Annotated in this window: 25 protein-coding genes; 12 read left to right on the plus strand and 13 right to left on the minus strand. The window is 54.8% G+C overall.

The window, feature by feature from the left end; translation table 11 throughout:
- Positions 1-197: 197 nt before the first annotated feature.
- From ACR0IU_RS00875 to ACR0IU_RS00905, 7 genes are all read right to left on the minus strand, one after another.
- Positions 198-1,871, minus strand: a complete 1,674-nt coding sequence (locus tag ACR0IU_RS00875) for an alkaline phosphatase family protein (protein WP_480714926.1) — start codon at positions 1,869-1,871, stop codon at positions 198-200.
- A gap of 230 nt (positions 1,872-2,101) precedes the next feature.
- A complete protein-coding gene (locus ACR0IU_RS00880; RefSeq protein WP_480714927.1) occupies positions 2,102-2,896 on the minus strand; it encodes a metallophosphoesterase in 795 nt (264 codons plus the stop codon).
- Positions 2,897-2,898: 2 nt separating this feature from the next.
- Positions 2,899-3,708 (minus strand): carbohydrate ABC transporter permease, encoded by an 810-nt coding sequence (locus ACR0IU_RS00885; protein ID WP_480610063.1) that lies wholly within the window; start codon positions 3,706-3,708, stop codon positions 2,899-2,901.
- Positions 3,705-4,598 carry a carbohydrate ABC transporter permease gene (locus tag ACR0IU_RS00890; RefSeq protein ID WP_480610141.1) on the minus strand — a complete coding sequence of 298 codons (894 nt, stop codon included), beginning with the start codon at positions 4,596-4,598 and terminating at the stop codon, positions 3,705-3,707. Before ACR0IU_RS00890 ends, ACR0IU_RS00885 begins: the two co-directional genes overlap by 4 nt.
- A 59-nt stretch (positions 4,599-4,657) precedes the next feature.
- A complete protein-coding gene (locus ACR0IU_RS00895) occupies positions 4,658-5,914 on the minus strand; it encodes an ABC transporter substrate-binding protein (RefSeq protein WP_480610065.1) in 1,257 nt (418 codons plus the stop codon).
- Positions 5,915-5,970: 56 nt separating this feature from the next.
- The gene (locus ACR0IU_RS00900; protein WP_170352098.1) at positions 5,971-6,987 is read right to left on the minus strand and encodes an ABC transporter ATP-binding protein; all 1,017 of its coding nucleotides are present in this window, start codon (positions 6,985-6,987) and stop codon (positions 5,971-5,973) included.
- A gap of 2 nt (positions 6,988-6,989) precedes the next feature.
- The gene (locus ACR0IU_RS00905) at positions 6,990-7,766 is read right to left on the minus strand and encodes a DeoR/GlpR family DNA-binding transcription regulator (protein WP_170359564.1); all 777 of its coding nucleotides are present in this window, start codon (positions 7,764-7,766) and stop codon (positions 6,990-6,992) included.
- 268 nt (positions 7,767-8,034) lie between these two features.
- Here ACR0IU_RS00905 and ACR0IU_RS00910 point away from each other — a divergent pair, with 268 nt between their 5' ends.
- Both ACR0IU_RS00910 and ACR0IU_RS00915 read left to right on the plus strand, forming a co-directional pair.
- The gene (locus ACR0IU_RS00910; protein WP_480714928.1) at positions 8,035-8,919 is read left to right on the plus strand and encodes an HAD-IIA family hydrolase; all 885 of its coding nucleotides are present in this window, start codon (positions 8,035-8,037) and stop codon (positions 8,917-8,919) included.
- A 315-nt stretch (positions 8,920-9,234) separates the two neighbouring features.
- Positions 9,235-9,765 carry a GNAT family N-acetyltransferase gene (locus ACR0IU_RS00915; protein WP_480714929.1) on the plus strand — a complete coding sequence of 177 codons (531 nt, stop codon included), beginning with the start codon at positions 9,235-9,237 and terminating at the stop codon, positions 9,763-9,765.
- Positions 9,766-9,902: 137 nt separating this feature from the next.
- Here ACR0IU_RS00915 and ACR0IU_RS00920 read toward each other — a convergent pair whose 3' ends face one another.
- From ACR0IU_RS00920 to ACR0IU_RS00930, 3 genes are all read right to left on the minus strand, one after another.
- The gene (locus tag ACR0IU_RS00920; protein WP_480714930.1) at positions 9,903-10,418 is read right to left on the minus strand and encodes a DUF5681 domain-containing protein; all 516 of its coding nucleotides are present in this window, start codon (positions 10,416-10,418) and stop codon (positions 9,903-9,905) included.
- Positions 10,419-10,560: 142 nt separating this feature from the next.
- Positions 10,561-11,841 carry a site-specific DNA-methyltransferase gene (locus ACR0IU_RS00925; RefSeq protein WP_480714931.1) on the minus strand — a complete coding sequence of 427 codons (1,281 nt, stop codon included), beginning with the start codon at positions 11,839-11,841 and terminating at the stop codon, positions 10,561-10,563.
- 66 nt (positions 11,842-11,907) lie between these two features.
- Positions 11,908-12,612, minus strand: a complete 705-nt coding sequence (locus ACR0IU_RS00930) for a hypothetical protein (protein ID WP_480605631.1) — start codon at positions 12,610-12,612, stop codon at positions 11,908-11,910.
- Positions 12,613-13,190: 578 nt separating this feature from the next.
- On the opposite strand from ACR0IU_RS00930, the gene ACR0IU_RS00935 reads away from it, so the two are divergent.
- The 8 genes from ACR0IU_RS00935 (at position 13,191) to ACR0IU_RS00970 (ending at position 21,583) form a co-directional block, all read left to right on the plus strand.
- Positions 13,191-13,709, plus strand: coding sequence for a hypothetical protein (locus ACR0IU_RS00935; protein ID WP_480714932.1), 519 nt, complete (start codon positions 13,191-13,193; stop codon positions 13,707-13,709).
- Between the two features lie 210 nt (positions 13,710-13,919).
- Entirely contained in the window at positions 13,920-14,948 is a 1,029-nt protein-coding gene (locus ACR0IU_RS00940; RefSeq protein ID WP_480714933.1) for an alcohol dehydrogenase catalytic domain-containing protein, read from the plus strand.
- Between the two features lie 42 nt (positions 14,949-14,990).
- Complete coding sequence (locus ACR0IU_RS00945) at positions 14,991-15,866, plus strand: branched-chain amino acid ABC transporter permease (protein WP_480714934.1); 876 nt, start codon at positions 14,991-14,993, stop codon at positions 15,864-15,866.
- Positions 15,867-15,871: 5 nt separating this feature from the next.
- The gene (locus ACR0IU_RS00950; RefSeq protein ID WP_480714935.1) at positions 15,872-16,969 is read left to right on the plus strand and encodes a branched-chain amino acid ABC transporter permease; all 1,098 of its coding nucleotides are present in this window, start codon (positions 15,872-15,874) and stop codon (positions 16,967-16,969) included.
- Positions 16,966-17,730: an ABC transporter ATP-binding protein gene (locus ACR0IU_RS00955; protein ID WP_480714936.1), complete on the plus strand. Its 765-nt coding sequence runs from the start codon at positions 16,966-16,968 to the stop codon at positions 17,728-17,730. The genes ACR0IU_RS00950 and ACR0IU_RS00955 overlap by 4 nt, the downstream gene beginning before the upstream one ends.
- Positions 17,727-18,500: an ABC transporter ATP-binding protein gene (locus ACR0IU_RS00960; protein WP_480714937.1), complete on the plus strand. Its 774-nt coding sequence runs from the start codon at positions 17,727-17,729 to the stop codon at positions 18,498-18,500. Before ACR0IU_RS00955 ends, ACR0IU_RS00960 begins: the two co-directional genes overlap by 4 nt.
- A gap of 5 nt (positions 18,501-18,505) precedes the next feature.
- Positions 18,506-20,392, plus strand: a complete 1,887-nt coding sequence (locus ACR0IU_RS00965) for an AMP-dependent synthetase/ligase (protein ID WP_480714938.1) — start codon at positions 18,506-18,508, stop codon at positions 20,390-20,392.
- A gap of 30 nt (positions 20,393-20,422) precedes the next feature.
- Positions 20,423-21,583, plus strand: a complete 1,161-nt coding sequence (locus ACR0IU_RS00970; RefSeq protein WP_480714939.1) for an ABC transporter substrate-binding protein — start codon at positions 20,423-20,425, stop codon at positions 21,581-21,583.
- Positions 21,584-21,643: 60 nt separating this feature from the next.
- Here the strand turns inward: ACR0IU_RS00970 and rpsI are convergent, their stop codons facing one another.
- Positions 21,644-22,129 (minus strand): 30S ribosomal protein S9, encoded by a 486-nt coding sequence (gene rpsI, locus ACR0IU_RS00975; protein WP_010440030.1) that lies wholly within the window; start codon positions 22,127-22,129, stop codon positions 21,644-21,646.
- 6 nt (positions 22,130-22,135) lie between these two features.
- Positions 22,136-22,594, minus strand: a complete 459-nt coding sequence (rplM, locus tag ACR0IU_RS00980; protein ID WP_010440027.1) for a 50S ribosomal protein L13 — start codon at positions 22,592-22,594, stop codon at positions 22,136-22,138.
- A gap of 245 nt (positions 22,595-22,839) precedes the next feature.
- On the opposite strand from rplM, the gene ACR0IU_RS00985 reads away from it, so the two are divergent.
- Positions 22,840-23,205 carry a nuclear transport factor 2 family protein gene (locus ACR0IU_RS00985; protein ID WP_480714940.1) on the plus strand — a complete coding sequence of 122 codons (366 nt, stop codon included), beginning with the start codon at positions 22,840-22,842 and terminating at the stop codon, positions 23,203-23,205.
- A gap of 3 nt (positions 23,206-23,208) precedes the next feature.
- On the opposite strand, the gene ACR0IU_RS00990 is transcribed toward ACR0IU_RS00985, so the two are convergent.
- Positions 23,209-24,612 carry an aminotransferase-like domain-containing protein gene (locus ACR0IU_RS00990; protein ID WP_480714941.1) on the minus strand — a complete coding sequence of 468 codons (1,404 nt, stop codon included), beginning with the start codon at positions 24,610-24,612 and terminating at the stop codon, positions 23,209-23,211.
- 99 nt (positions 24,613-24,711) lie between these two features.
- Here ACR0IU_RS00990 and ACR0IU_RS00995 point away from each other — a divergent pair, with 99 nt between their 5' ends.
- Positions 24,712-24,939, plus strand: coding sequence for a DUF1127 domain-containing protein (locus tag ACR0IU_RS00995; protein ID WP_010440019.1), 228 nt, complete (start codon positions 24,712-24,714; stop codon positions 24,937-24,939).
- The last annotated feature ends 44 nt before the right edge of the window (positions 24,940-24,983 follow it).

A 24,983-nucleotide genomic window follows, 5' to 3' on the forward strand; every position in this document is an offset into this window, starting at 1 on the left:
CGGTCTAACAAATAATTCTTTTCATTGGCTTATTCCTCACAGTTATGAGCAGATGAAGAATCGGGGTTTTGAATTCAGCACCTGCAGTCACCGATATTGAAGTGTCTAAACCGTTGAGTAGCAATAGCGTATCTGTTCGATCGAATGGCAGTTTTGAGTCGAGAGCGAACGTCTGCCTTGAGCCCAGTACTACCACCTTAAGGACTCGGAGGGCCAATTTCCATTAACGGTTCACCAGCAGCGCTGCTAGGTTGGCTGATACCCAAAAAATTGCTCAATGTAACAGCGACATCCACTGTTGAAACTGGGCGACTTACTCTAGCCGGTTTGATGTCGGGCCCAGAGAAGATGATAGGAACGTGAGTGTCATAGCGCCAAGGTGATCCGTGCATTACGGCAATCGGACCATCCTCAAACAGAAATGAGTACGGCGTCTGCACAACGTAAATGTCTCCAGAGCGTGTTGGGTGGTAATTGCGCCGGATTTGGTTTTGCAGCGTGTGACCCTGTTGTTCAGCGAGCGGTACAGTCGGCATGGCAAGCTCAATACCCGGTTCAGCCATTAACCTTTCGGCGACGCGCTGTTCGATCAACCGGAGGTCGGCGCCTGCCGACGATATAGCGTTGTGGTCGAGATAAACATATGGACGAAAAAAGAACTGAATCACGCCCTCAACACCGAATTCATCAGCAATAGTGTTATTTACTTCCGCCATCAGTACTTCGGTGGAGTTTCGGAAAGTCGTGAGTCCGGCTTGAGCCATCTCTTCCGGGGCTTCGGGCATGCCATGATCTGCGGAAAGCACGTAAAGTACATTCTCGGGTCCGACTTCTCGATCCAGGAAGGCGAAAAAATCTGCCAGCGTCTCGTCCAAGCAGCGCACCATTTCTTCATTTTCCAGGCTGGTTGGTCCAAAGAAATGGTTGGTTGCGTCCACGCCCGAGAAACTGATGGAGAGGTAGTCGGGCCACTCGTCATGGCCTAGTTCTTCTTCTTTGATAGCAGTTTTTGCAAAATCCGCCGTGATCCGATCTCCATGCGGTGAAACCAGGACCTGTGTGTAATAGAGCCCATCTTCCGGCGTTCCATAGAAATGTGGGAAAGTACGACCGAACGTGCCGAGATTTGTTACGAATGGACGTTCCTCTTTGTCCATCAGGTAGGGCGCGTCCGAGCATTCCGGCCACCATTCACTCTCGATTTTCGTATCTGCCGGGCGCTTGGCGTTCCAATCGTTTGCCCAGTCAGGATATGCGTCATAATAGTACGTGCTTGTTTCAAACGCGCCAGTGGCCGTCGACATCCAAAAGGCCTTGCCGACATGTCCGGCCATTGCAACCGCCGAACGGTCTTTGCCAGACACAGAAAACACTTTGGATCGGCCCGCATTGGACTTCGACAATTCATCTCCGAAAGTTGTGGCCAGCAGGTTAACAGGCGAACGGCCTGAGGTCGTAGCGGCTGCCTGTGTTGGGTCAACTTGATCGACCTCACCCCCAAAGCCGGTAACAGCTAGCATTGGAAAGTTCGGGTCCTCAATATTGTACCCCAAACGCTCTTCACTCCTGTTAAACCAGGCATTGCCAATCATTCCATGTTCAGAGGGGTATGCCCCAGTCGCAAGAGTCGCGTGGCCGACAATAGTTTCAGTGTTGGCGTGTCTATGGTGAGCGTCGGTGTACCAGACACCGGTTTTCAGAAGTCTGTAAAACCCTCCATCTCCAAAAGAGGCGCTGTACCGGGAAATCAAATCTCCACGCAGGCCATCCACTGTTATCTGCACGACAAGTCGAATGTCTTCCGTGGCACTTACTGCCGTTGCGGAAACAGATAGAAGCATGGTTGCGGCAAATGACCAGTATCTCTTCATTTCTTACCTCGCAGGGTGACCTCAGCGCCGAAAGTATCAGTGGCTATGTATTTCGGCTACTGTCAGTACGATCCCGCCATTGAGGTGCCCGTGCCGTTAAGGCCAAAGCCAGCTTACGATATTGATAGCTCGTCTGCTTAGTCCGCATTGCAGTCATTGCTGAAGCTCGGGTTCAAGGTCTGCAACGCGGACAAACTTGCCGTTCGCTTCCTTAGCCACGAAGTCCGCTTTCAAAATGAATACGGTCCCTCGACAGCGTCTAGCGAAACGGCGCTCCAGACACCACTCTTTCCGGTCTCGAGAACTGCGCAGCCCGTAGGGCCAGAAAAAAAACCAACCGGAGCCACCGCGCGTCGGTCCAGTGCAAAACCGCTGCAAAGGCCGGGCGCTGTCATGGCAACGTGACCGCCAACGCGACCAATGTGAACGCCGTGGACATGCCCAGCCAACACCGTGATGTCCCCAGAGTGCACCGCAAGAATTTCTGCCAGATCGGAATGGTTCTCCAATCCGATAACATCCATGAAATCAATCCTGGTGCTAAATGGCGGATGATGCAACATAACGACAACCGGCCCGTCAGACCCAGAAAGCTCCCGCTCCAAAAAATCAAGACTTTCCACACGCAGCCTGCCACCGCCCTGTCCTTCAACCAGCGTGTCAAGCCCGATAACACGGGTATCGCCCACCGTGTCCGCCCAATCAATAAGCCCGTCCACCGGCATGATGTCCAAACCTGAAAAGGCCTTTTGCATTGGCTTGCGCGCATCATGATTTCCAGGAACAACATAAATCGGCAGGTCAAACCGCTCCAGTTGTGCGCGCGCGAAATCGTAACTGTCCGGGCTGCCATCTTCGCTGACGTCACCAGTGACTAGAACCGCGTCGAGCGGGCCAAGAGCTTCGCCTCTTTCGATCAATCGGTCGATGACCCCAATCAGGATCGCGCGGGTATCAAGTACGCCTGAACACAAATCGTCACGCGATACCGCGTGCAAGTCACTGAGATGAAGAAATGTCGCCACTACTATTTGATCCCCGTGCGCAGGAAGGCCTGAACGAATTGACGCTGGAACACGAGGAACGCGATCAACAAGGGCGCAACGGACATCATTGTTGCTGCCGAAATGACGCTTATATCCACACCATTTTCCGGTGCGCCAAAGATCGACAGGCCAACCGTCAGCGGTCGAGTGTCGGGCGAGTTGGTCACGATGAGCGGCCAGAGGAAGTTGTTCCAGTGGGTCGATACCGACACCAACGCATAAGCAAGATATGTCGGGCGCGCCAAGGGCACATAGACTCGCCAAAGAATTCCGAACCAGCCGCAGCCTTCGACGCGCGCTGCCTCATGCAGTTCTATAGGAACGCCCTTAAACGCCTGCCGCATTAGGAAAATGCCAAAGGCAGAGGCCATATAGGGCATTCCGACGCCAAGAATCGTGTCAAACAATCCGAGGCGCGAAACCATTGCATAGTTTTCCACGATCAACACTTCGGGCAGGATGAAAAGTTGCATCAACACGAGGATGAACACGAAATCCCGACCCGGAAACTGGACCTGGGCAAAGGCAAATCCTGCCAGCGTCGTGACAAAGAATTGACCAATAAGGATCACCGTCACTAAAAGGAAGGTGTTGAGGAAATAGCGTAGCCACGGCGCCCCCTCCCAAGCGGTGCGGAAATTGTCGAGCGTCCATGGCGACGTGATGTTAAAGTTGACCGCGTCAGAGGTGCTGTGGAACGCCGCCCAAAAGGCAAAGACCAGCGGGGAAATCCAGATCACGGCCAACAACAGTGCGCCAAAGGATTCGATATGCCTGGAAAATGCGCTCATTGGTAATGGGTCCGCTTGTCGAGAATGGTGAACTTGACGCCGGCAACCACACCAAGCACGACAAGCACCAGGATGGTCATTGCCGCTGCGTGGGGCGCATCAAAGAAGGCAAAGGCCATTTCCCAGATGTAATAAAGGATAAGCTTGGAGGCGTCGTTGGGCCCGCCCTTGGTCAGGATGAACAAGTGATCGATCAATTTCACAGAGTTGATCAACGCATTGACCATGATAAAGAGCGTCGTCGGCATCAACAACGGCAGCACGATCCGGCGCGTATAGGTCCAGCGGCTGGCGCCTTCAATGTCGGCAGCTTCCTTGAGGTCCTCGGGGATCGTCTGCAAGGCCGCCAGATAGAAGATCATGAAAAACCCAGCCTCTTTCCAGATCGTCACGATGATTACAGCCCACAGCGCAGTTTCAGGCTGTCCCAGCCAGTTGATCGAGGGAAGGCCAAACAGACCGCCGATCTGATCGAGCACACCCAATCCGGGAGTATAAAAAAACAGCCAAAGGTTTGCCGCTGCGATCATTGGCAGGACCGTGGGCGTAAAATAGGCGGTGCGTACAAACCCGCGCGCCGGGATCTTGGAGTTCGCCCAAAGCGCCATCGAAAGCGCAATGGCAATAGAAATAGGTATGGTCGCGCCGGCATAAATCAGGTTGTTCACGACAACCTTCCAAAAGGTTGGATCGGCAAACAGGTCAGTATAGTTCTCACCGCCGACAAATTCGCTAGGGCGTCTTCTGGTTTCTCGGCTGAACAAGCTCGACCACAAGGTCGCAAGCGAAGGATAAAACGCAAAGGTCGTCAGTAGAATTGCCGCTGGTGACAACAGGATCCAACCGTAGATGGCCTGTCGACGACGCTCGATATTCACATGCTCTGCCATATAGCGACCCTCAAGGTTGGGTGCGTCGGGCATCTCTGCCCGACGCCAGGGAGTTGAGGTTACTGGTAATCACGCAGCAGGCGCACGGCCGCTGTCTGGGCTTCCCCTAGCGCGTCTTCAGCCGATTTTGTGCCGGTCAAAGCCGCCTGAATTGCGTTGTTCAGACCCTCACGCACGCGTGCGGTTTCAAAGGTCGAGAACTCGGCAACCGCGTTTTCCAGCTGGTTTCGGGCAACGAGAGCGGGTGGGAACTCTTCTGTATAGGATTTAAGCGCCTCGGTTTCATACGCTGCCGGAGACACCCCCATATAGCCAGTCGCGATGGACCACGCTGCCGCTTGCTCGGGCGAGGTCATGAATTCGATCAGCTTCATAGCTGCCGCGCGCTCTTCGTCCGATGTCTCTTTGAAAACATAGAAGTTGCCGCCACCGGTGGGTGAACCCAGACGCACATTTGCCGGAAGCTCGGCGACGCCAAAGTCAAAACTGGCGTTGTTCTTCACAGCCGTAAGGTTGCCGGTCGAATGCCACATCATCGAAGTCTGACCTTCGAGGAACGCCTGCCGCAGGGTACCCCATTCAACGGTGCCAGTGGGCATGATGCCATGCTCCTGCGACAGCGACTGCCAGAATTCCAACGTATCGACAACGGTTTCGTCATCGAAATAGGTGGTCAGGCCGTCATCGGACATCACCTCCTTGCCGTTCTGGATCGCCAACGCCTGGAACATCCAATAGGGATAGCCTGTCGATGGGATCATCAGGCCATAGGTGTCGTCGTTGGTCAGTGCCTTGCCCATGTTGATCAGCTCGTCCCAGGTCTTGGGCGGTGCCTCAGGGTCAAGACCTGCCGCACGAAACTGGTCCTTGTTGTAATAGGCAACGATAGTTGAACGCTGGAACGGAATGCCCCAAGTTTTGCCCTCGATCCGGCCATTGGCCATCAACGCCGGATAAAAGCTGTCTAGCCAGTCCGGGTTAACCCCGTCGATATCTTCGTAGGCCACGATCAGATCCTGCTCGATCAGATCATAGGCATCGATTGAGAACATCACAGCCAGCTGAGCCGGTTCACCCGATGCAAGTGCGGACAAGGCACGCACACGCGTGTCGTCATAGTTGCCTGAATAGATCGCGTTGACCTTGATGTCAGGGTTGGCAGCTTCAAAATCGGCAACGATGCCATCTACTACCTCGGTCAGCGCGCCGCCAACCGCGATAGGATAATACATGGTTAGTTCCGTCTCTGCCGCCGCGGCTGAAGCCAGCGCGGTGGCCGAGACGGCAGCCAAACTTATCTTTCTAATAACGTTCATTTTTTCCTCCCAGTGATGACAGTTATTCTTGTCTTTCCAAAGTTCAGTTGCTTGACCTACCCGGCCAGTCGCTTGCCCATGTCGTCAAAAAAATGCAGGTCTTCATCGGAAAAGCTGATCTCCAGATCTTCTCCTGCCGGAATATGTTTCAGTCCGGGCATGGACACGGTCAGACCATTGGCAGCAGGATGTGACAGGCCAATGAATGTTTCGGAACCCAGGAATTCGCACTCCGATACTTTACACGTCAGCCTGCCCTTGCCCGATTCCACCACCTTCACCGCTTCGGCGCGAAGGCCAATTGTCGTTGCGCGCTCAAATCCCGGCACGCCTTCAGACTTGATCAGCGCCATTGGCGGGGCACCGACAAACTCGGCGACAAAGGTGTTAGCAGGCTTGTAGTAAAGCTCTTCCGGTGAACCTGTCTGCTGGATATGGCCGTCTTTCATCAGCACGACCATGTCGGCCATGCTCATCGCTTCGGTTTGGTCATGCGTGACGTAAACTACGGTGATGCCCAAATCGACCTGAAGTTTTTTGATGTCCTTGCGCACAGAGGCGCGCAGCTTGGCATCAAGGTTCGAAAGCGGCTCATCCATCAGGCACAGCGGCTGGTTTGCCACGATCGCACGTGCAAGCGCCACACGCTGGCGCTGACCCCCCGACAATTCCCCCGGCTTACGCTGCTCATAGCCCAGCAAGCCAGTGATCTCGAGCGCCCGGGTCAGTTTCTCGCGCCGTTCCGCCGCGCCGACTTTTCGCACCTTGAGGCCAAAGACGACATTTTCTGCAACACTCAGATGCGGGAACAAAGCATAAGACTGGAACACCATCGACAGATTGCGTTCTGCAGGGGCAGAAGTTGTGATGTCACGCCCGTCAATGACGATCCGTCCCTCATCCGGCAATTCTAGCCCCGACAGCAATCTCAGCGTCGTTGACTTGCCGCAGCCCGAAGGGCCAAGCAGCGCTACGAACGAACCACGCGGGATCGAAAGATTGATATTCTCGACGCCAAGCTGCCCATTCCAGCGCTTGGCAATATTGTCGACGTGAACAAACGGTTCGGCCATATTCAGCGCTCTCCTTGTGAGTAAGTAATGGCCTCGCCCAAACTGTCTGCGAGATCGGAAAATTCAGGGGCCGGAGGGCGGTCGCACACGACAACGTCGACATCCGAGATGTTGCCGCCCAATGCCGGCGCAATGCGACCAAATTTACTGCTGTCTATTACGAGAATCGATTTGGCCGCGTGCTGCTGCATTTTCATTCTCACCCGAACCTCCGCTGGATGAAATTCCAACAACCCCCCATCATGCGTCACACCGGCGACGCCAAATATTGCGAACTCGGCACGAAACCTGTCAAAGAAATCGGTTGCTTCTTCGCCGATAAAATCACGATCAGGCAGGCGCAGCTCGCCTCCCGGCAAAAGGATACGGTTTGAGATTTCATTACTCAGCGCCATCGCGGCACTCAGGTTGTTCGTGATGACCGTTAACTCCTGGTGGCCGGACAGTGCCTTGGCCACTTCGAGCGGAGTCGATCCGATTGAAAGGAATACGTTCGCCCCGTTGGGGATCATGCTCGCAACAAGTTCGGAAACCGACCGTTTGCCACGTAAGTTCGTTCCGGCTCTCTGATCAAACGGGGTATTCAAACGGCTTTCAGCCAGCTCGATCCGCCCGTGCGCGCGCCGCAGGTTTTCACCGTCGCACAAAATGTCCAGATCACGGCGGATGGTTTGCGTCGAGACCCCTAGCATTTCCGCTAAGGCCCCCACACTGATACCGCCACGCTCTTGCACGACCTGCTGGATTAAATCCCTCCGCCTGATCTTCTTTGACGCCATTTATCCCCCTCAAGTTGCCAAAACCATATCACCAAAAAACAACAAAACAACATTTTTTAACCAAAGCCACACAAGTCTCTGAAGGGTGTTTTGGCTGTTAGCGCCGAAAAGATTAAATTTATAAATGTTTTGATCGCGAAAATTTGAAGCTCCCCAGCAACGATTTACTAAAAATGTTGTTTTTTCTTCCAATTTATATTGTTGATGTTACATTCTGGATTGCGTCAAACCTGTCGGCGGCGCGCCATCGAAAAGGACATTTGGACACATGCTTGACGCCAACTCGATATTTTCGCGTTATCAGTCCATTCGCCCCAGACTCCCAAAAGCAACATTCAACGCGGCCACTCTGGATATTGAGTCACTTCTGGATATTGGCAACGAAGTAGACGCCTTTGTTTTTGATGCTTTTGGCGTTCTAAATGTTGGGGAAACTCCGGTTCCCGGCGCGGCAGCTCGTTTGAAGCAGCTCAGGGAGGGCGGACACCAGATTCGCATTCTTTCTAATGCTGCCAGCTATAATCATCAGGGCGCGACTGCCAAATTTCAAAAGCTCGGAATGCAGGTTGACGCAGATGAGATTGTAACCAGCCGCGACGCAGCCTTGGCAAACCTGAACGACGGTCTGTGGGGCTGCATCGCCTCGCCGTCTGACGACCTGACGGACATCTTGTCCGACACGATCAGGCTTGAGGCCGACCAGGCAGACTTTGACCGGGCTGACGGTTTCTTGTTTCTCTCGACTGAAACCTGGCAGCAATCTCAACAATCCATGCTTTGCAACAGCTTGTTGGCCAACCCGCGCCCAGTGGTGATCGCAAATGCTGATCTGGCAGCGCCCCGAGACTTCGGGTTCTCACTAGAGCCCGGTCATTTCGGGCATTTGCTGGCGGATGAGGGCCTTCAAGACATCAGGTTCTTTGGCAAGCCATTTCCGGAAGTATTTGAAATGGTCGAAGCCACGCTTCCAGGTATTCCACCTGAACGCATCGCAATGTGCGGTGACACTCTTCACACCGATATCCTCGGCGCAGCAGCACGGGGTTGGCGTACAGTCCTTGTCGCGCAAGACGGTGTATTTTCGGGCCTGGATACTCGCACTTTTTGCGAGCAATCCGGCTTGACACCGAGCTGGCGCTTACTTCGCATATAGAAACATCGTGATGCTCCCACTTTTGGCGAATTGTCAGACCGAAAACTAGCCTTGGTTCGAACAGTGACTAAGAGCCTATTCTCACGATTTCGCAAAGTTCGTTTCCTACGCTTCGCTGCCATTTATGCCTGGCGCAGCATCGGTAACTTCGGGCTCGAAGCAGCTATTCGCGGCAGTACATTTGAACGACCGCTGTGCGGACTTTGCTGCCGTTTGCCTTTTCCAAACCAAAGGCCGCTTCCATACTGAGCATTCGATTGACTTCTTTCGCCTTCGCCCGGATCATTCGGCGTAATTGAGCCGTGGGGTGGAAAAATGACTGATATTTTGGTGCGGATGGCCGCAGACGAAGCCGATATCGAAGCCGCTCGCGCCCTATGCCACGAGTGGTTGGATTGGCATTGGAAAAACTATCCCGCCGATTGGCGACCGAAGGGGCCTGACCATCCAATGGATCCAGACCGGTTCCAAACAATTATTGACGCGTTACCCGACCTGCATGCACGTCCGCGAGGCGGCATCTTTATTGCCTCAGTAGATGGGAGACCTGCGGGATGTGTCATGTATTCCGAAGCAATTCCGGGTGTCGCTGAATTCAACCGCATGTTCGTGAGTGAGGAAGGCAGGGGTCATGGCCTGGGTCGGTTGATGTTGGAAGGAATGTTCAAGCAGATGATTTTGGATGGCTATGAAAAAGTTATGTTCTCGTCGGCGAAGTTCTTAACCCATGCAAGAGCGATGTATGAAACCGCTGGTTTCGTTGACATGCCGCACCCTCAGGGCTTTCCGGATGAGTGGCGAAAATATGTCTACTTCATGGAGCGTTCGCTTGATCCAGCGGACTAAGACAAGCGACTAAGGCTTGTGCCGAACCCACCGGATCGTCTGAATATAGGAGCCATTCGCGGCCTAGCAGAAAACCGGCAATTTGGGCTCGTTACCGCCATTCGCTGCTCTGCGCCTTAACAGCCGCTTTTGTCCGTTTAGCCGACCTCTTCGTCAATATCATCGATCCCCAGAAATGCAGTAAACTGCCCGGGATAGTAGTGATTGAGGGTGGCACCCATCTTAAGCAATATGAGTTGTTGCTCATGGGACAGGCTGTCATCGAAGTTCTTGAAGTTTGGATTGTCCAACACCCATTCGTGCAGAAATCGCTCGTATTGGTGCCTGAGCTCGGCAAGTTCGGCATCTTTCTCTTCAAACAACCCCATCAAATAGCGTTGCTGCGAGACCCTTCCCTTCATCGCGCTCTCAAATATCTTGTTCAAAAGCGCTGAACGGCGATCCAGCTTCACCGGCTCACCGCCGATCATCAATTCGATTTGTGTGTTGGCAAAGTGCTTCACATCAGACGGGTCGTAGTTCTTGAACCTCTTTTTGCGCGGTCGCCCTTTCGGATTTGGGCAATGACCCTTGCGCCAACGGCCGCGGGCATCCCGGCTCTGGTCTGTCGGTTTCGAGCCCACATCAGGCGCGTTTTCATCTTCTTTGCGCATCAATCTACCTTTCATTTGATGGTTGGATGTCAGCAGGCTGGCTCGGCGTCCGTCGCGGACGGTGCTTGCACCTCGGCCTCGTGTTCGGAAGCCTTTGTTGCAAATCGCGTGCCCGTTTCAGCGCACCGCGCATGCTTGCCAGTCAGATTTTGCCATCGACGGATGATCGTGTCGCAATACGCCAGATCAAGTTCCAAGAGCCGTGCTCGCCGGCCGGTTTTTCTGCCGCGATCAGGGTTGTGCCTGACCCGCCAAAGGGATCAAGCACAATCTGCCGCTGCTTGGAGCAATCCTTGATGGCGTCCGCGACCAGCGCGACAGGCTTGACGGTCGGATGCATGGCCAGGGCCGCGTCGCGGTCTTCGCCGAAGCTGTTAACGCCTGGGTACTCCCAGACATTGGTTCGGTAGCGCCCGGTTTGGCCAAGCTCAAATGTATTGATGTGCGGCGCTGTCCCGCTCTTGAAGACAAAGACCAACTCGTGTCGCGACCGATAGAATGTACCCATGCCGCCGTTTGACTTGGCCCAGACACAGAGATTTTTGAGCTCGTCATAAACACTATCCCCGGCCGCCAGGGTCTCGCCCATGTGGCGCCAATCCATGCAGATAAAATGGATCGAACCATCACCTGAATGGGCCGCCATGTGCCCAAAGACGGTGGCCAGGAAGGTCTGGAAGGCCTCCGACGACATCTCGCCCGACGCCATCGGAAACTCGCGATGCTGCGCCTTTCCGAGGCCAGACACATGCCCGGCAATGGGAACGTTGTAAGGCGGATCGGTAAAGATCAGGGAGGCGACATCGTCGCCGAGAAGCCGTTCATAGGAGGCAGGGCACGTTCCATCGGCGCAGAGCAGACGATGTGATCCAAGTTCCCAGTGATCGCCGACACGGCTGATGACGGCAGCGTCGTCGGGCACCTGCGGGATTTCGTCTTCGCGGCCGGGGTCAGTTGCCTGACCGGTCGCCTGCTCCTCGAGGATAAGATCCACCTCAGCGAGATCGAAGCCCGTCAACTCAACGGAGAAGTCAACGTCGATAAGCCCCTGAAGTTCGATCGCGAGGATTTCCCGGTCCCAACCCGCCTCCTCTGCAAGACGATTGTCCGCCAGAATGTAGGCACGCTTTTCAGCATCGCTCAGATGCTCGACGCGCAGTGTGGGAACCTCTGTCCAGCCAAGAGACTTGGCGGCTTCAACGCGGCCGTGACCAGCGATGATCCCATTGTCTCCATCCACAAGCACCGGGTTTACAAAACCAAAGCGTTCGATTGATGCCGCGATCTTGCGGACTTGTCGCTTTGAATGAGTCCGCGCCCGCCGATCATGCGGCTTCAGGCGCGCGATTGGTAGTGTCGCTGTTCCCTTCAGAGCTCTGTTGGGACCGTCTGGATCGATCGTCTCAAGTCTAACAGTTCTCATTATTTAACCTCACTAAGGGTTGATTTAGGCGATGCTTTGGGACGGGAATGGATCATCTCTCACGCCTTAAGCCTTGGGTCGTCCGCGCCGGATGCTTGGGGCTTGTTCAAGGGAATTGACAACTGCCTGGGCCGTGGCAGTCAGCTCTAGGACGGTAACGACCCGGCGGCGATTGGGCATCGCGTCGCTCAGAACCTCACTCAGCGCTTCGATCCCGCCGCAGAAGTCCGGCTCAAGGAACAGCGGCGTCTTTTGCGCACGGGCCCTGCCCTGCGGCACGATCTCCCGCAGCTCGATCTTGCTCAAAACGACAAACTGGCGGGCATCCAGGTATCTCTTTCGGTTCTCGCCGTATGTCGGGAGAGAGGGGTCGACCTCGGGTTTATACCTTTGGCGGGCGTTAAGCGACGGGCGTTCAACAAGCTCTGGCATGCGCGCCTCCAGCTCGGGCCGAAGGTATCGCATCAGAAACACGATCTCTGATTGCTTGAACCCGGCATCGAGCAGGTCCAGTCCAATCGCCAAACAGAACACGTCGATCGCGGTATAGGCGGCTTCCGCGCCACTTTCTTCCGGCGGCGCCACAAAGGACCATCGCACAGGCGGTGGCGCAGAGGCCTCAGAAAAGTCGTGTTCGCGATCCACATCAAGAAGGCGCTTCACCCGGGTCCGGAAGACCTTTGGGACGTCATCAGACGCACCGCTCCCAACCGTGAAACTCTTCCACAGTGCCCACTCGGCTTGTCCGCGACCATAGGTTTGGTTTGACATTGGTGCACCCAATTCAGCTTGACTTAGGGTCGAATTAATACTCGCGCCTCGATAAGTCAACCCCATTTGGGGTCATATTATGGGTTGCCGCTGAATCAACCGCGTGCACCGACCCTGATTTGATCCTGATTTCCAAGCCCCCTACCCTGTAGATCACGTGTTTTGCTCGTGTTTCTGGCGTGTTTTTCAAAGCGACCTGAATTCGACTAACTCGCGGAAACCTTGGGATAATATCGGAGAACTACGACAATAGAGCTGATACAAAACACGCAAAACTGTGAAAAACAGGTAAATCAGGCCAACAACCGCGAAAATGCCTAGTCTTGCCGCCGGTCTTCGCAGAGACCGGTTCGCTCCAGACTGCGTCCACCGCCATAAATATTCTTATCTATCAAGATAGGTTTGCGTTTTCCAATCACCGTATCGTTCGGTGATGGCATGATGTTGCCACTTGCGATCATGTCAATCAGCGCAGTGTGGCTCAAACCCGCAAAATGCTGCAAATTCACGGGTTTTCCCCTTTTCGTTGTCGTAGGTTCATCTCATCTCAGCGACACATCATTCAAAGGAGACACCCCATGTCGCGTCTTTTAATTGTCGTAGCCATCGCCATCATTGGCGGAGGGGCATACTATTTCGCCACAAAACCTGAACCAACACCAGCCGAACAGCTTCAATCGGCTGCCGAGGACGCATCCGACGCTGTTGGCGAGGCAGCCACAGCCATTCAAGAGGCTGCGAGCGATGCGGTTGAAGCGGCGACCGAGCAAGCGTCTGAGGCCGCATCTTCGGTTGCAGATCAGGCAAGTGAAGCGGCGTCATCTGTCGCAGAACAAGCCAGCGATGCAGCTTCCGACGCCGGAGAGCAAGTTGCAGCGCTCACGGCGCAGGGGCAAGAGCTGTTTAATTCCTGGGTTCAAGAGGGAATGCTGACTGCACAGAATTTTGACTATGACGCCATGGTCACATCGATCCAGGACAGCACTCTAACTGAGGATGTTAAATCCAAAGCTCTTACGATTCTCGACGATATTAAAGCATCGCCCGAGCTGATCGTCGCCAAGATACAAGACCTGCGCAACTTGCTGACGCAGTAGCGCGGCACTTTGAACCAGCCCGGTTGGGGCTGGTTCAGCTAAGCTTGGGCGCTTTGATTTCTTAGTGTTGCGATCGTGCAAAGTAATGCAGCAAACCCACGAATGCTTAGTTCTGCAACACGGGGAAATACAATTTTAGATGTTTGTCAGAGTGTTACGTTGAAGTAGTTTCCACATTGTGTTGAACTTCCTTTCCAAAAGGATTGTAAAATGACCGCTCTGCCCGACTCCATGATTGCCATTGTTCAAACACATGACGGCTATTCCGGTACTGCTACCGGACCCACTTTGGAAAAGGCATCGGATTGGTTGGCCGAAGCTGATCTGCCCTTGCCCGTTCCCGGGCCGGGTCAGGTGTTGATCAGATTGCGAACTGCCTCGGTTAACCCATCTGATATCCATTTTATCAAAGGCGAATACGGTCAGCCTCGGGTCAAAGGTGCTGCTGCAGGTTTCGAAGGATGTGGAGACGTTGTCGCCACAGGTGCCGGCGCTGAAGCCCTGCAGGATCAGCGGGTGGCGTTTGTTGCAGCAGGCTCAGGTGCATGGGCCGAATATGTCGTCACGCAAGCTCAGATGTGCATCCCTTTGCGGCCCGATATCTCAGACGAAGACGGTGCTGCGCAGATTGTTAACCCTCTGACAGCTATGGCGATGGTGGATATCGCGAAGAATGCAGGTGAGGCCTTTGTGGTATCCGCTGCGACCAGCCAACTCGGAAAATTGATGTGCAGCCTTGGGCGGGACCTTGGGTTGAAACCAATCGCGTTGGTGCGACGAGCTGAGACGGTTGACCCGCTAAAGGCCCTCGGCGCTGCAGAGGTGGTGGTAACTGGTGGCGCTGATGCAGCCACGCAGTTCGCGACTATCAGCAAAAACCTAAAGCCTCGTGTGTTCCTTGATGCCGTTGCAGACCAACTGTCCGAGCATGTGTTTTGTGCCATGCCCAATGGCGCGCGCTGGGTGTGTTACGGCAAGCTCAGCTCTGAATTGCCGAAGCTGACCCAGATGGGACAGTTGATCTTTATGAGCAAACGGATCGAAGGGTTTTGGTTGACCCGCTGGATGATGGACACGCCCCCGGCTGATCAAATGCGCGTTGTCGGCGAAGTACAGGCACGATTTGCGGACGGACGCTGGCACACAGATGTTTCCGCAAGGCTTTCGTTGCGAGAAGTGCTGCCAAATCTGGCAGACGCTCTAAAAAAGAGTGACGGCAAGGTGATTATCACGCCATAGTAGAACAAAGCGCCGGACATAACCGGCTGAGGGAGGGTGAGATTGGATAACGCACAGCTGCTGATCAGCGGGCTGGCGAATGGCTGCGTTTACGGCCTGATCGCTCTGGGCTTTGTTCTGATTTACAAAGCGACCGAGGCGGTGAATTTCGCGCAGGGCGATTTCATGATGCTGGGTGCGTTTGTCACTATCGGCCTTACGAATACTGAATATATGGGTCTGCCCTTCTGGCTAGCGCTGCCAATCTCATTGATGATTATGGGGGCGTTGGGATATCTGATTGATCGGCTGATCATCCGTCGCCTGTTTGGCGAAAGCCAAACCGCGGTCGTGATCCTGACCATCGCTTTGGGCTTTGTGATCCGGTTTGCCGCCGGTCTGATCTGGGGGCACGAGCCACAAACGCTGCAGAATCCTCTGGCCGGAAAGGAAATCCGGTTTGATGGACTGGTTCTAGGCATGGAAGATGTGGCTGTTATCGTCGTCACTATCCTACTAACCTGGGGCCTTTATGTGTTTTTCAGCAAGACCAAGTTGGGGCTTGCCATGCAGGGTGCGTCGCAAAACCAGTTGGCAGCTTATTACATGGGTATCCCGGTCAAGCGCGTTCAGGGGTTTATCTGGGCCTTGGCAGGAGTCGTTGCCGGAATCGCCGGAATATTATTCGCCGCCAAAGGCTCGGTTGATCCCACGACCGGATTGCTGGGAATCAAAGCCTTTGCGGCCGCAGTGATCGGAGGGTTCGGCAGCCTTCCGGGTGCATTGGCCGGAGGGCTGATTGTCGGAGTGATCGAACCCTTTGCTAGTCGCTATGTCGCCGCTGGATACAGCCAGATTGCCCCTTATGCGCTCTTGCTGGCGGTACTGATCTTTCGACCGCACGGGCTGTTCAGCCAGGTGCGGGTCAAGAAGGTCTGAGCACCATGCGGATCGTGTTCAAAACCGACTATATGCAAGACATCCGCCCCTGGAAGGATGGCTATCAACTCAGCCTCTATCTTATCCTTTTGGCGATCGTTACCGCTGCGCCCTGGTGGCTGGATGATTTCTATCTGGGTGAGCTGACCAATGTGCTGATCTGGGCAATAGCCGGGCTCGGCCTGATGATCCTGACAGGTCATACTGGACAAGCCAGCCTCGGCCACGCCGCCTTTCTGGCCGTCGGATGCTATGCAAATGTTGTGCTCATAGAAGCGGGCGTACCTTTTCTACTGGCTTTCCCTGTGGCGGGCCTGTTGACCGGTATCGTTGGTGCAACGGTTGCCATCCCGGCCCTGCGCCTGCACGGCATCTATCTTGCGATTTTTACTTTGGCCCTGTCTGTGCTCATGGACGACATCATCGTTCTGGCCGAACCCATCACCGGAGGTGTCGCGGGTAAATATCTGGGTGGTGTCGAGATCTTTGGACATCTGGTCGATCGTTGGGCCACCCCGGCCCCGTTCTTCTGGCTGGTGCTGGCCGTCGCCGTTGTCGTGACACTGGGCTATATCAACCTGTTGCGCGGGCCCTTGGGCCGCAGCTTCATCGCCGTACGAGACTCGGAGGTCTCAGCGCAGGCGATGGGCGTGGATATCGCGCGCACCAAATCGATCTCATTTGCCCTCTCCTGTGCGGTCACCGGGCTGGCAGGCGCACTGATGGGAATGTTTGCGGGAGCGTTCAATAACGAGACTTTCAGTGTCGTCATTTCGATCCAGTTGCTGATGATGATCGTGATCGGCGGATTGGGTTCTATCCATGGCGCGTTTCTGGGTGCAATCGTGATCGGTTTCCTGCCGCAGTTCCTATCGATCTCGAAAGAATATGTAGCAGCCTTATTTGGCGGCAACACCGTTGCCATTCCGGGCTTGGAGTTCGGCGTATTCGGCATGATCTTGATCGCCTTCATCCTGTTTGAACCAATGGGCCTCTATGGCCGATGGCTGAAAATCCGCACTTGGTTCGAGCTGTTCCCCTTCTACCGCAAGGACATGTTCAAACGGCAAAAATCGTATCTCAAGACGGAGCGTCTGAGATGAGCTTGCTGGAGTTTGAAAGCGTCACCCTGAAATTCGGCGGTCTGACTGCAGTCGATAATCTGTCATTTGAAGTTCAGGAGGGTGAAGTTTTTGCCATCGTTGGTCCGAACGGGGCTGGCAAATCTACTGTCTTCAATCTGATCTCACGATTTTACGATCCTTATGCGGGGGCGATCCGGTTCGATGGGCACGACTTGCTGCGCGTAAAACCTTCGGCCGTAGCGGCCTATGGTGTGGCACGTACATTCCAGAACATTGAACTGTTCGAACACGCGACCGTTCTACAGAACCTTCTGGTCGGGCGCCACCGGCACCGCAAAACCAACCTGTTTTCGGAAATTCTGTTTACGCCCGCTGCGCGCAAGCAAGAGATTGAAAACCGTGAAAAGGTAGAAGAGATCATCGACTTCCTCGACCTTCAGGCTTTCCGCGACAAGATGATCTCGGGCCTGCCCTACGGTGTACGCAAGGTGGTCGAGGTCGCACGCGCGCTGGCCACCGATCCAAAACTCCTGCTACTGGACGAACCCGCCTCGGGCCTCTCGGTTGAAGAGACCACCGATATGCGCTGGTGGATCGACGACATTCGGCGGCAGATGGGGATCACAGTGCTGATGGTGGAACATGACATGGGACTGGTCTCGGGCGTTTCCGACCGGGTGCTGGCGATGGCGGACGGAGCGAAACTTGCGCTAGGAACCCCTGCTGAGGTTCAATCGCATCCAGCCGTGGTCGAGGCTTATCTGGGGAAAGCCTCATGAATGAGCCAATTCTCAGAATCCGCAATATCGAAAGCTTCTATGGCCCGATCATGGCCATTCGCGGCGTTTCGCTCGACGTGCATGCAGGGCAGATCGTCTCGATCCTTGGCGCGAATGGTGCAGGCAAGACGACACTAATGAAAACCGTCTCGGGCGTGATGGACCCCGAAAAAGGCACGATCACATTTGACGGCCAGCAAATACAAGGCTCCGAACCTCACAAGGTTGTTCAAAAAGGCATCGTACATGTGCCTGAAGGACGTGAGGTTTTTCCGCTACTGACCGTCGATGAGAACCTGAGCCTTGGCGCGTATACCCTGTCAGACAAAGGTCAGATCGATCACGATCGCGATCTGGTCTTTTCCTACTTTCCCGTTCTGAAAGTACGCCGGGGTCAAGAGGCCGGCACCTTGTCTGGCGGGCAACAGCAGATGCTGGCAATCGGGCGCGGTTTGATGGCCAACCCCCGTATCATGCTGCTGGACGAGCCCTCGCTGGGCCTGTCACCGTTGTTGGTGCAAGAGATTTTTGGCATCCTCGAGCGCCTCAATGACGAGCAGAAAATGACGATGATGCTGGTTGAACAGAACGCCAATGCCGCCTTGGAACTTGCCCATCATGGCTATGTTATGGAGATCGGGCGGATCGTCATGGATGGTGCCGCCGATGTACTGCTGCGATCCGAGGACATCCAGAACTTCTATCTGGGCGTTCAGGAAGAAGGCGCGCGCGAAAACCGCCGCTGGAAACGCAAGAAGACGTGGAGGTGAGCCGGATGGACGCGAACCCCCTGCCCCCTCAGATCACGATCAACGGCGTGCAGTTCAACGCGACGCCCGGGCAGCGTCCGCTGCGGGTCGATGGTTGCGTGACGATTTGCGAGCTGTTCCAAAAACGTTGTGCCGAGTTGGGATCACGCACAGCGCATCGTGAAAAGGATTTCGGCATCTGGAAATCCTATTCCTGGGCCGACTACTGGCAGCACGCCAGATGGATCGGGCTGGCCCTGCGTAAGTTGGGCCTGCAACGTGGCGAAGTTGTGTCAATCCTGTCCGAGGACCGCAAGGAATGGGCATGGTTCGATATGGGCATCCAATGCGTCGGAGGGATTGCTTCAGGCGTCTACACAACGGACTCTGCCAACCAGCTGAGATATCTGATCAACGACAGTGGCAGCCGGTTTCTGATCGTTGAAGACGAAGAGCAGTTGGACAAGTTCCTCGAGGTGGAAGAGGACCTACCTGATCTGCTCAAGGTCATCATCCTTGAAGACGAAGGCCTGCACGATCTCGACCATCCGCGTTGCATGATGATTGGGGACTTGTACGCTCTGGGGCGGCAGGCTGAGGCCGAAGAACCTGGCGCATTCGAGGCAGAGATCGCTGCGGCCTCGCCACAAGACACTGCCTTGCTCATCTATACATCGGGCACCACCGGCAATCCTAAGGGCGCCATGCTAAGCCATGAAAACATCATGGCGGCGATCGAGGCCGGGGCGCATTCCCTGCCTTCTCAGTCGACCGACGAACAGCTGTGTTTTCTACCGCTCTGTCATATCCTCGAGCGCGATGTGTCAATCTATTACCCGCTGGCGATGAAAAGCACCGTGAATTTCGCCGAAAGCCCCGAAACGGTATTCGCCAACCTGCAAGAAGTCTCTCCCGCCACCTTTACCGCCGTTCCACGCGTGTGGGAGAAAATCTACTCGCAGGTCATGTTCATGGCGAAAGAAACCACGCCGACCGGGCGTTTCGCCTTTGTGCAGGCGCTCAAGGCGGGCACGGCGCGGGCTGATTACATCCTTACGGGCAAGCCCGTGCCCTCGCCGGTCGCAATGCGGTTCTGGTTCTGGGACCGGCTAGTACTGCGCAACCTGCGCCGGATGCTGGGCCTAGACCGGCTTCGTCGGGGTGGTTCTGGTGCAGCGCCGATCTCTCCTGATCTGCTTAGATGGTATTGGGCCATCGGCGTACCAATTGTCGAAGGGTTCGGGATGACCGAGACTGCCGGCATAGCGGCGTTGAACACACTTGGGGTCAACAAGATCGGCACCATTGGAATGCCAGTGCCCGGCAACGATATGCGTATTTCGGATGATGGGGAAATTCAGGTTAAAGGTCTGAACATTTTTCAGGGCTACTGGCGCAATAATGCCAAGACAGCTGAAAGCTTCACCTGCGACGGCTGGCTGCGCACCGGGGATATGGGGCATATCGACGAGGATGGTTTTGTCACCATCACAGGGCGCCTCAAGGACATAATCATCACTGCGGGCGGCAAGAACATCACGCCCGCTGAGATCGAGAGTGGATTGAAGTTCAGTCAGTACATCTCGGACGCGGTAATCATCGGGGACAGGCGTAAGTATTTAACTGCTCTGATCATGATCGATCAGGAGAACGTCGAGAAATTCGCGCAAGAGCGTAAAATCCCCTTCTCGAATTTTGCATCCCTCTGTGCGGCATCGGAAGTCACCGAACTAATTGGTGCAGAGATCAAAGCCGTAAACAAAGAGTTTGCACGGGTCGAACAGATCAAGGATTTTCGTTTGATCGATGTGTTGCTGACTGCAGAGGATGAAGAGCTGACTGCGACGATGAAACTCAAGCGTGGTCTTGTGGAAAAGAAACACGCACATCTCATTGATGATATGTACAATTAGTTAAGGGACGACCCAACAGGGAGGAGAAATATGAAACAACTGTTTAAAGGGTTTGCTGCAGCCACGGCATTAACTGCATCCGCCACAATAGGCTGGGCGCAAACCCAGGGTGTGAGCGATGATGAGATCGTCATTGGCTCTGTTAACGACCTCAGTGGCATCTTCGCTGCCGTGGGCGTCCCGGCCACCAAGGGCGCGAATGTAGTCTTTGATCGGGTCAACGCTGAGGGCGGCGTTCACGGGCGTCAGATTCGCTTTGTGGTCGAGGATAACGGCTATCAAATGCCGCGCGCGATGCAGGGCTATAACAAGCTTCTGAACCGCGACAAGGTGTTTGCCATGTTGCAGTCGCTGGGCACACCGATGAATGTTGCCGGGTTCAAACTGCTGGACCCGAAAGGTATTCCCAACGTCGCTCCTCTGACCGCCGCGCGGCAGATGCTGCAAGAGCCGATGAAGAACAAGTTCACCTCGTTCTCGACCTATTACGACCAGGCGCGGATTGGAGTGAAATATCTAAATGGTGAATTCGGATCGCAAACCGTCTGCACAATGTATCTACCCACCGATTTCGGCGAGGAAATCCTGGAAGGCAGCAAAGCCGGAGCTGAAGAAGCTGGTATTTCGTTTGGTGCAGAGACCACCCATAAGCCTGACGAGACGGACTTCGTCGGTTCCCTGAGCAAGCTTAAGGAAGAGGGTTGCGATATCGTCACGATGGCCCTCGGCGTACGTCAGGCGATCACCGTTGTTGGAACGGCCAAAAAGATGGGTCTGACCGACATGAAATTCCTCGGAACCTCGGCCAGCTTCTTGACCGTGGTCGCACAGGTGCCCGGTGGCGTCACGGACGGATTTTATGCCGCGGCGTCTTGGCTGGACCTCTGGGCACGCGCGGAAGAACCTGCCCCGGCGGCGTTTATCGCGGAATACAAAGCGGCCACAGGTGAAGATCCTGTCGGTTTCTCAATGCTTGGCTATTCAGCCGCCGAAATGATGGTCAAAGCGCTTGAGGCCGCAGGGCCTGATCTGACCCACGAAAGTTTCATCGCCGCAATGGAATCGCTGGATTACATGGATGAACTGGTCGGCAACCAGATCACCTATGGGCCGGATGACCATCAGGGTGCTGATACTGTCTTTGTCAGCGTCGTTGAGAATGGTGCTTGGAAACTGGTTTACGAAGAATAAAACCACCAAAGAAAAAGGGCTCGCAGTTGCGAGCCCTTTCCAATTCGAAGTTCGCAGCGATTAACGCTTCGAGAACTGGAACGAACGACGCGCTTTGCGCTTACCGTATTTCTTACGTTCCACAACGCGGCTGTCGCGGGTCAGGAAGCCAGCGGCTTTCAGAGCGCCACGCAGGTTCGGATCGTACAGTTGCAGCGCTTTCGAGATGCCGTGCTTGACCGCACCGGCCTGCCCCGTCAGGCCACCGCCTTTGACGGTTGCAACAACATCGAACTCACCTTCAACACCAGCAACCTGGAACGGCTGGCGCAGGATCAGCTGCAGAACGGGACGCGCAAAATACTTGTCCTGATCCTTGCCGTTCACGGTGACCTTGCCGGAACCCGGCTTGATCCAAACGCGGGCAACGGCGTCTTTACGCTTGCCGGTGGCATAGGAGCGGCCCAGTTCGTCACGTACGGGTTCACGCACGATGACTTCTTCGGCCACGGTTTCAACGCCTGCGACGGCGCTCAGCTCTTCGAGAGTATTGATCTGATCAGCCATCGGTCATTAGCTCCGGGTGTTTTTCTTGTTCATGGATGCAACATCCAGAACTTCGGGCGCTTGCGCCTCATGAGGATGCTCGGCACCGGCGTAAACGCGCAGATTGGTCATCTGCTGGCGTGCCAGACGGTTGCCCGGCAGCATACGCTTGACCGCTTGGGTCACGACGCGCTCGGGGTGTGCCCCTTCGAGGATCTGCTGCTTGGTGCGCGACTTGATGCCGCCCGGGTGGCCAGTGTGCCAGTAGAAGTTCTCTTCGCGCTTCTTGCCGGTCATCTGGATTTTGTCAGCGTTGATCACGATGACGTTGTCGCCCATGTCCATGTTCGGGGTGAACGACGCTTTGTGCTTGCCACGCAGGCGCATGGCGACGATCGAGGCAAGACGGCCCAGAACAACGCCTTCTGCGTCGATCAGGATCCATTTCTTGTCGATGTCTGCAGGTGTTGCAGAAAAGGTTTTCATGGCAGGATAGTCCTGTTTGATGTGAAAGACCGCCCCGTGGCGGAGCGGCCCGAATTCGATGGATGGGGTTTAGACCTACTTGTGATGCAGGTCAATACACGCAAGGTAGAATAAATTATGCGATAACAGATACTTACAAAATAGGTATTATTTTACCCCAATGATTTATCCGCCAACCTATCTAAATCTATTAGGCGCGCAACTGTAACCCACTCATTAAAACCAACCTGTCCCCGGAGGCTACCATGCAAGAACTAAACAATGTAATTGCCGCTTATGGTGCGGCCTGGCAGGAAACGAACCCGAATAGACGACTGGAACTGCTTGATCAATGTTTTGCTGGCAATGGCCGCTATGTCGATCCTACCGCTGCGGTAACTGGAAGAGATAAGTTGTCCGCACATATCGGAGAAGTCCTGAAAGATACGCAAGGCCGCGTTGAACTGACAAGCGCCCCCACCTCACATCATGACGTCGTCCACTTCACTTGGCATATGGTTTCACCCGATGGTTCGATCATGGTTGCGGGGCATGATTTCATCCGCCTCGATGCCGATGGCAAGATCGGGCATCTGGCCGGTTTTTTTGGCGACCCTACCCCGTTGAATTAAGGCTTAGACGCTTATTTGTTCGGGTGGGTTATCCAACAACGCGCGCAGGCGCAGCATTGCATCTTCGAATTTAGCTAACGAGACATGCCCGTTCACTGCAATTCGGACAGCATTCGGTGCCCTGCCGTCCCTAAGCGCGAATTCGTCGGCAGATCGCAATTGAATACCTTCACGTTCAGCTGCGCGACTGAAGGCAGCAGAGCGCCAACCCGAAGGTAGATGCAGCCACACAAAGGGAATCTCTGAATCCCAATTGAGGTCAAAGCCGCCCAAGGCGTTTACTGCGACCCGCACATATTCTCCCATCTTGGAGCGAACATCTCGTGCCAGTTTCCTCGCCTCTGGGTGCCCCAACAATAGTCGCGTCAATTCGGCTAAGGGTTGGGCCAACCCAAAGTACCCGTACTCGGCAGATCGGCGCAAATCTACGCTTCGCTCCCGCGGGGCAATCGCGAATCCAACACGTAGCGCTGGCGTCAGCGTTTTGGAAATTGAAGAGACATGCCAGCCCCGCTCAGGTGCCAACGCACGATAGCTGGGCGCGCGTGCCTCACCCATGCGATAGCAATCATCTTCGATGATCTGCAATTCATACTTTCGCGCTATCTCGACCACTTCTTTACGCCTCTCCAGCGGAGAATGCCCGCCCGTCGGGTTCTGCACCTCGGGTGAGACGCAGATCGCCTGCGCCTTGGTTTGCCTGAGGATGTGATCCAGCGCGTCGGGGCTAATGCCCCATTTATCCATCTTTACCCCGACAATCTCGGCGCGCATCAACTCGCCGGCCCGCCGGAAACCGGCATACGACAGATCCTCGACCAGCACGACAGGTTTTGGATCCCTCAGAACGGTTTGAAAAACAACACAAATACCACTTTGTCCGCCATGCGTCAGTACAATGTCATCTGCGTTCAATGAACCAAGTGGAAGATCCGATAACCAGTCAGCCACAACTTGGCGCACCGGTAGATAAGCATCGCGGGTCGGATAGTTCATGAACATCCGCGGATCGCCTTTTGCAACCTTTTCAAGGCATTCGCGGATTAAGGTCACCTGCCCTACATCCGGCAGGCGTGGGCTGAACAGGCTGACGTTGGACTCATATTTATCGTCCCTCAGATGTAACTGTCGTGACCAGACATCATCCAGAATGGGCGATCGCGGCGGGGCGACAAATGTGTCACGCCCGACCTCGGCTTGTAGCAAGCCTTCATCGGTCAGGATCGTATAGGCACGCGCGACAGTGCCTGGTGTGATCTTTAATCGATACGCCAGTTCCCGCACCGGAGGCAGTTTCTTTCCAACCTCCAGTGTCTTGTTATCTATTGCTTTTCGGATCGTGTCGGCAACCAGAGTGTACTTTGGACCTTTGGATTTAGGTAATGCCTCTGGCCAAATTGTATCCATTACAATTCTTCCTTTGATTTCGATACAATGTTGAATGTATCAACGCACTGTACCGAACATCTTAGCTTTGTGTCAATACAATTTGAAAGGATACCCAAGATGACACGCGCAATGCACAACCCCGCCCTCTTGCTGCTGAACGACAGCCCTCGGCTGCCGCTGATCGCCGCGCTGGCCGTGCGGTTTGCGGCGATTGTCACACAGTGGGAGCAACGCCGCCGCAGCCGTGTCAATTTAGGCAAGCTGGATGACAGGCTGCTTCGCGATGTTGGACTGACCCGCCATCGCGCTGATGAAGAAGTAAGCCGCTACTTCTGGATGAAATAATTATCCCCAGTCCCATCTAAGGGACCTCTTCCTGGCCGGGGTTT

Source organism: Ruegeria sp. CL5, assembly GCF_056536485.1.

What these genes read in the sequence shown, in the direction of transcription:
- ACR0IU_RS00925 (WP_480714931.1), bottom strand. Translation starts at nt 11,841, where the DNA reads ATGAGAACTGTTAGACTTGAGACGATCGATCCAGACGGTCCCAACAGA.
- rplM (WP_010440027.1), bottom strand. Translation starts at nt 22,594, where the DNA reads ATGAAAACCTTTTCTGCAACACCTGCAGACATCGACAAGAAATGGATC.
- ACR0IU_RS00950 (WP_480714935.1), top strand. Translation starts at nt 15,872, where the DNA reads ATGCGGATCGTGTTCAAAACCGACTATATGCAAGACATCCGCCCCTGG.
- ACR0IU_RS00985 (WP_480714940.1), top strand. Translation starts at nt 22,840, where the DNA reads ATGCAAGAACTAAACAATGTAATTGCCGCTTATGGTGCGGCCTGGCAG.
- ACR0IU_RS00915 (WP_480714929.1), top strand. Translation starts at nt 9,235, where the DNA reads ATGACTGATATTTTGGTGCGGATGGCCGCAGACGAAGCCGATATCGAA.
- ACR0IU_RS00955 (WP_480714936.1), top strand. Translation starts at nt 16,966, where the DNA reads ATGAGCTTGCTGGAGTTTGAAAGCGTCACCCTGAAATTCGGCGGTCTG.
- rpsI (WP_010440030.1), bottom strand. Translation starts at nt 22,129, where the DNA reads ATGGCTGATCAGATCAATACTCTCGAAGAGCTGAGCGCCGTCGCAGGC.
- ACR0IU_RS00900 (WP_170352098.1), bottom strand. Translation starts at nt 6,987, where the DNA reads ATGGCCGAACCGTTTGTTCACGTCGACAATATTGCCAAGCGCTGGAAT.
- ACR0IU_RS00910 (WP_480714928.1), top strand. Translation starts at nt 8,035, where the DNA reads ATGCTTGACGCCAACTCGATATTTTCGCGTTATCAGTCCATTCGCCCC.
- ACR0IU_RS00875 (WP_480714926.1), bottom strand. Translation starts at nt 1,871, where the DNA reads ATGAAGAGATACTGGTCATTTGCCGCAACCATGCTTCTATCTGTTTCC.
- ACR0IU_RS00940 (WP_480714933.1), top strand. Translation starts at nt 13,920, where the DNA reads ATGACCGCTCTGCCCGACTCCATGATTGCCATTGTTCAAACACATGAC.
- ACR0IU_RS00930 (WP_480605631.1), bottom strand. Translation starts at nt 12,612, where the DNA reads ATGTCAAACCAAACCTATGGTCGCGGACAAGCCGAGTGGGCACTGTGG.
- ACR0IU_RS00890 (WP_480610141.1), bottom strand. Translation starts at nt 4,598, where the DNA reads ATGGCAGAGCATGTGAATATCGAGCGTCGTCGACAGGCCATCTACGGT.
- ACR0IU_RS00965 (WP_480714938.1), top strand. Translation starts at nt 18,506, where the DNA reads ATGGACGCGAACCCCCTGCCCCCTCAGATCACGATCAACGGCGTGCAG.
- ACR0IU_RS00935 (WP_480714932.1), top strand. Translation starts at nt 13,191, where the DNA reads ATGTCGCGTCTTTTAATTGTCGTAGCCATCGCCATCATTGGCGGAGGG.
- ACR0IU_RS00905 (WP_170359564.1), bottom strand. Translation starts at nt 7,766, where the DNA reads ATGGCGTCAAAGAAGATCAGGCGGAGGGATTTAATCCAGCAGGTCGTG.
- ACR0IU_RS00895 (WP_480610065.1), bottom strand. Translation starts at nt 5,914, where the DNA reads ATGAACGTTATTAGAAAGATAAGTTTGGCTGCCGTCTCGGCCACCGCG.
- ACR0IU_RS00885 (WP_480610063.1), bottom strand. Translation starts at nt 3,708, where the DNA reads ATGAGCGCATTTTCCAGGCATATCGAATCCTTTGGCGCACTGTTGTTG.
- ACR0IU_RS00960 (WP_480714937.1), top strand. Translation starts at nt 17,727, where the DNA reads ATGAATGAGCCAATTCTCAGAATCCGCAATATCGAAAGCTTCTATGGC.
- ACR0IU_RS00995 (WP_010440019.1), top strand. Translation starts at nt 24,712, where the DNA reads ATGACACGCGCAATGCACAACCCCGCCCTCTTGCTGCTGAACGACAGC.
- ACR0IU_RS00970 (WP_480714939.1), top strand. Translation starts at nt 20,423, where the DNA reads ATGAAACAACTGTTTAAAGGGTTTGCTGCAGCCACGGCATTAACTGCA.
- ACR0IU_RS00920 (WP_480714930.1), bottom strand. Translation starts at nt 10,418, where the DNA reads ATGCGCAAAGAAGATGAAAACGCGCCTGATGTGGGCTCGAAACCGACA.
- ACR0IU_RS00990 (WP_480714941.1), bottom strand. Translation starts at nt 24,612, where the DNA reads ATGGATACAATTTGGCCAGAGGCATTACCTAAATCCAAAGGTCCAAAG.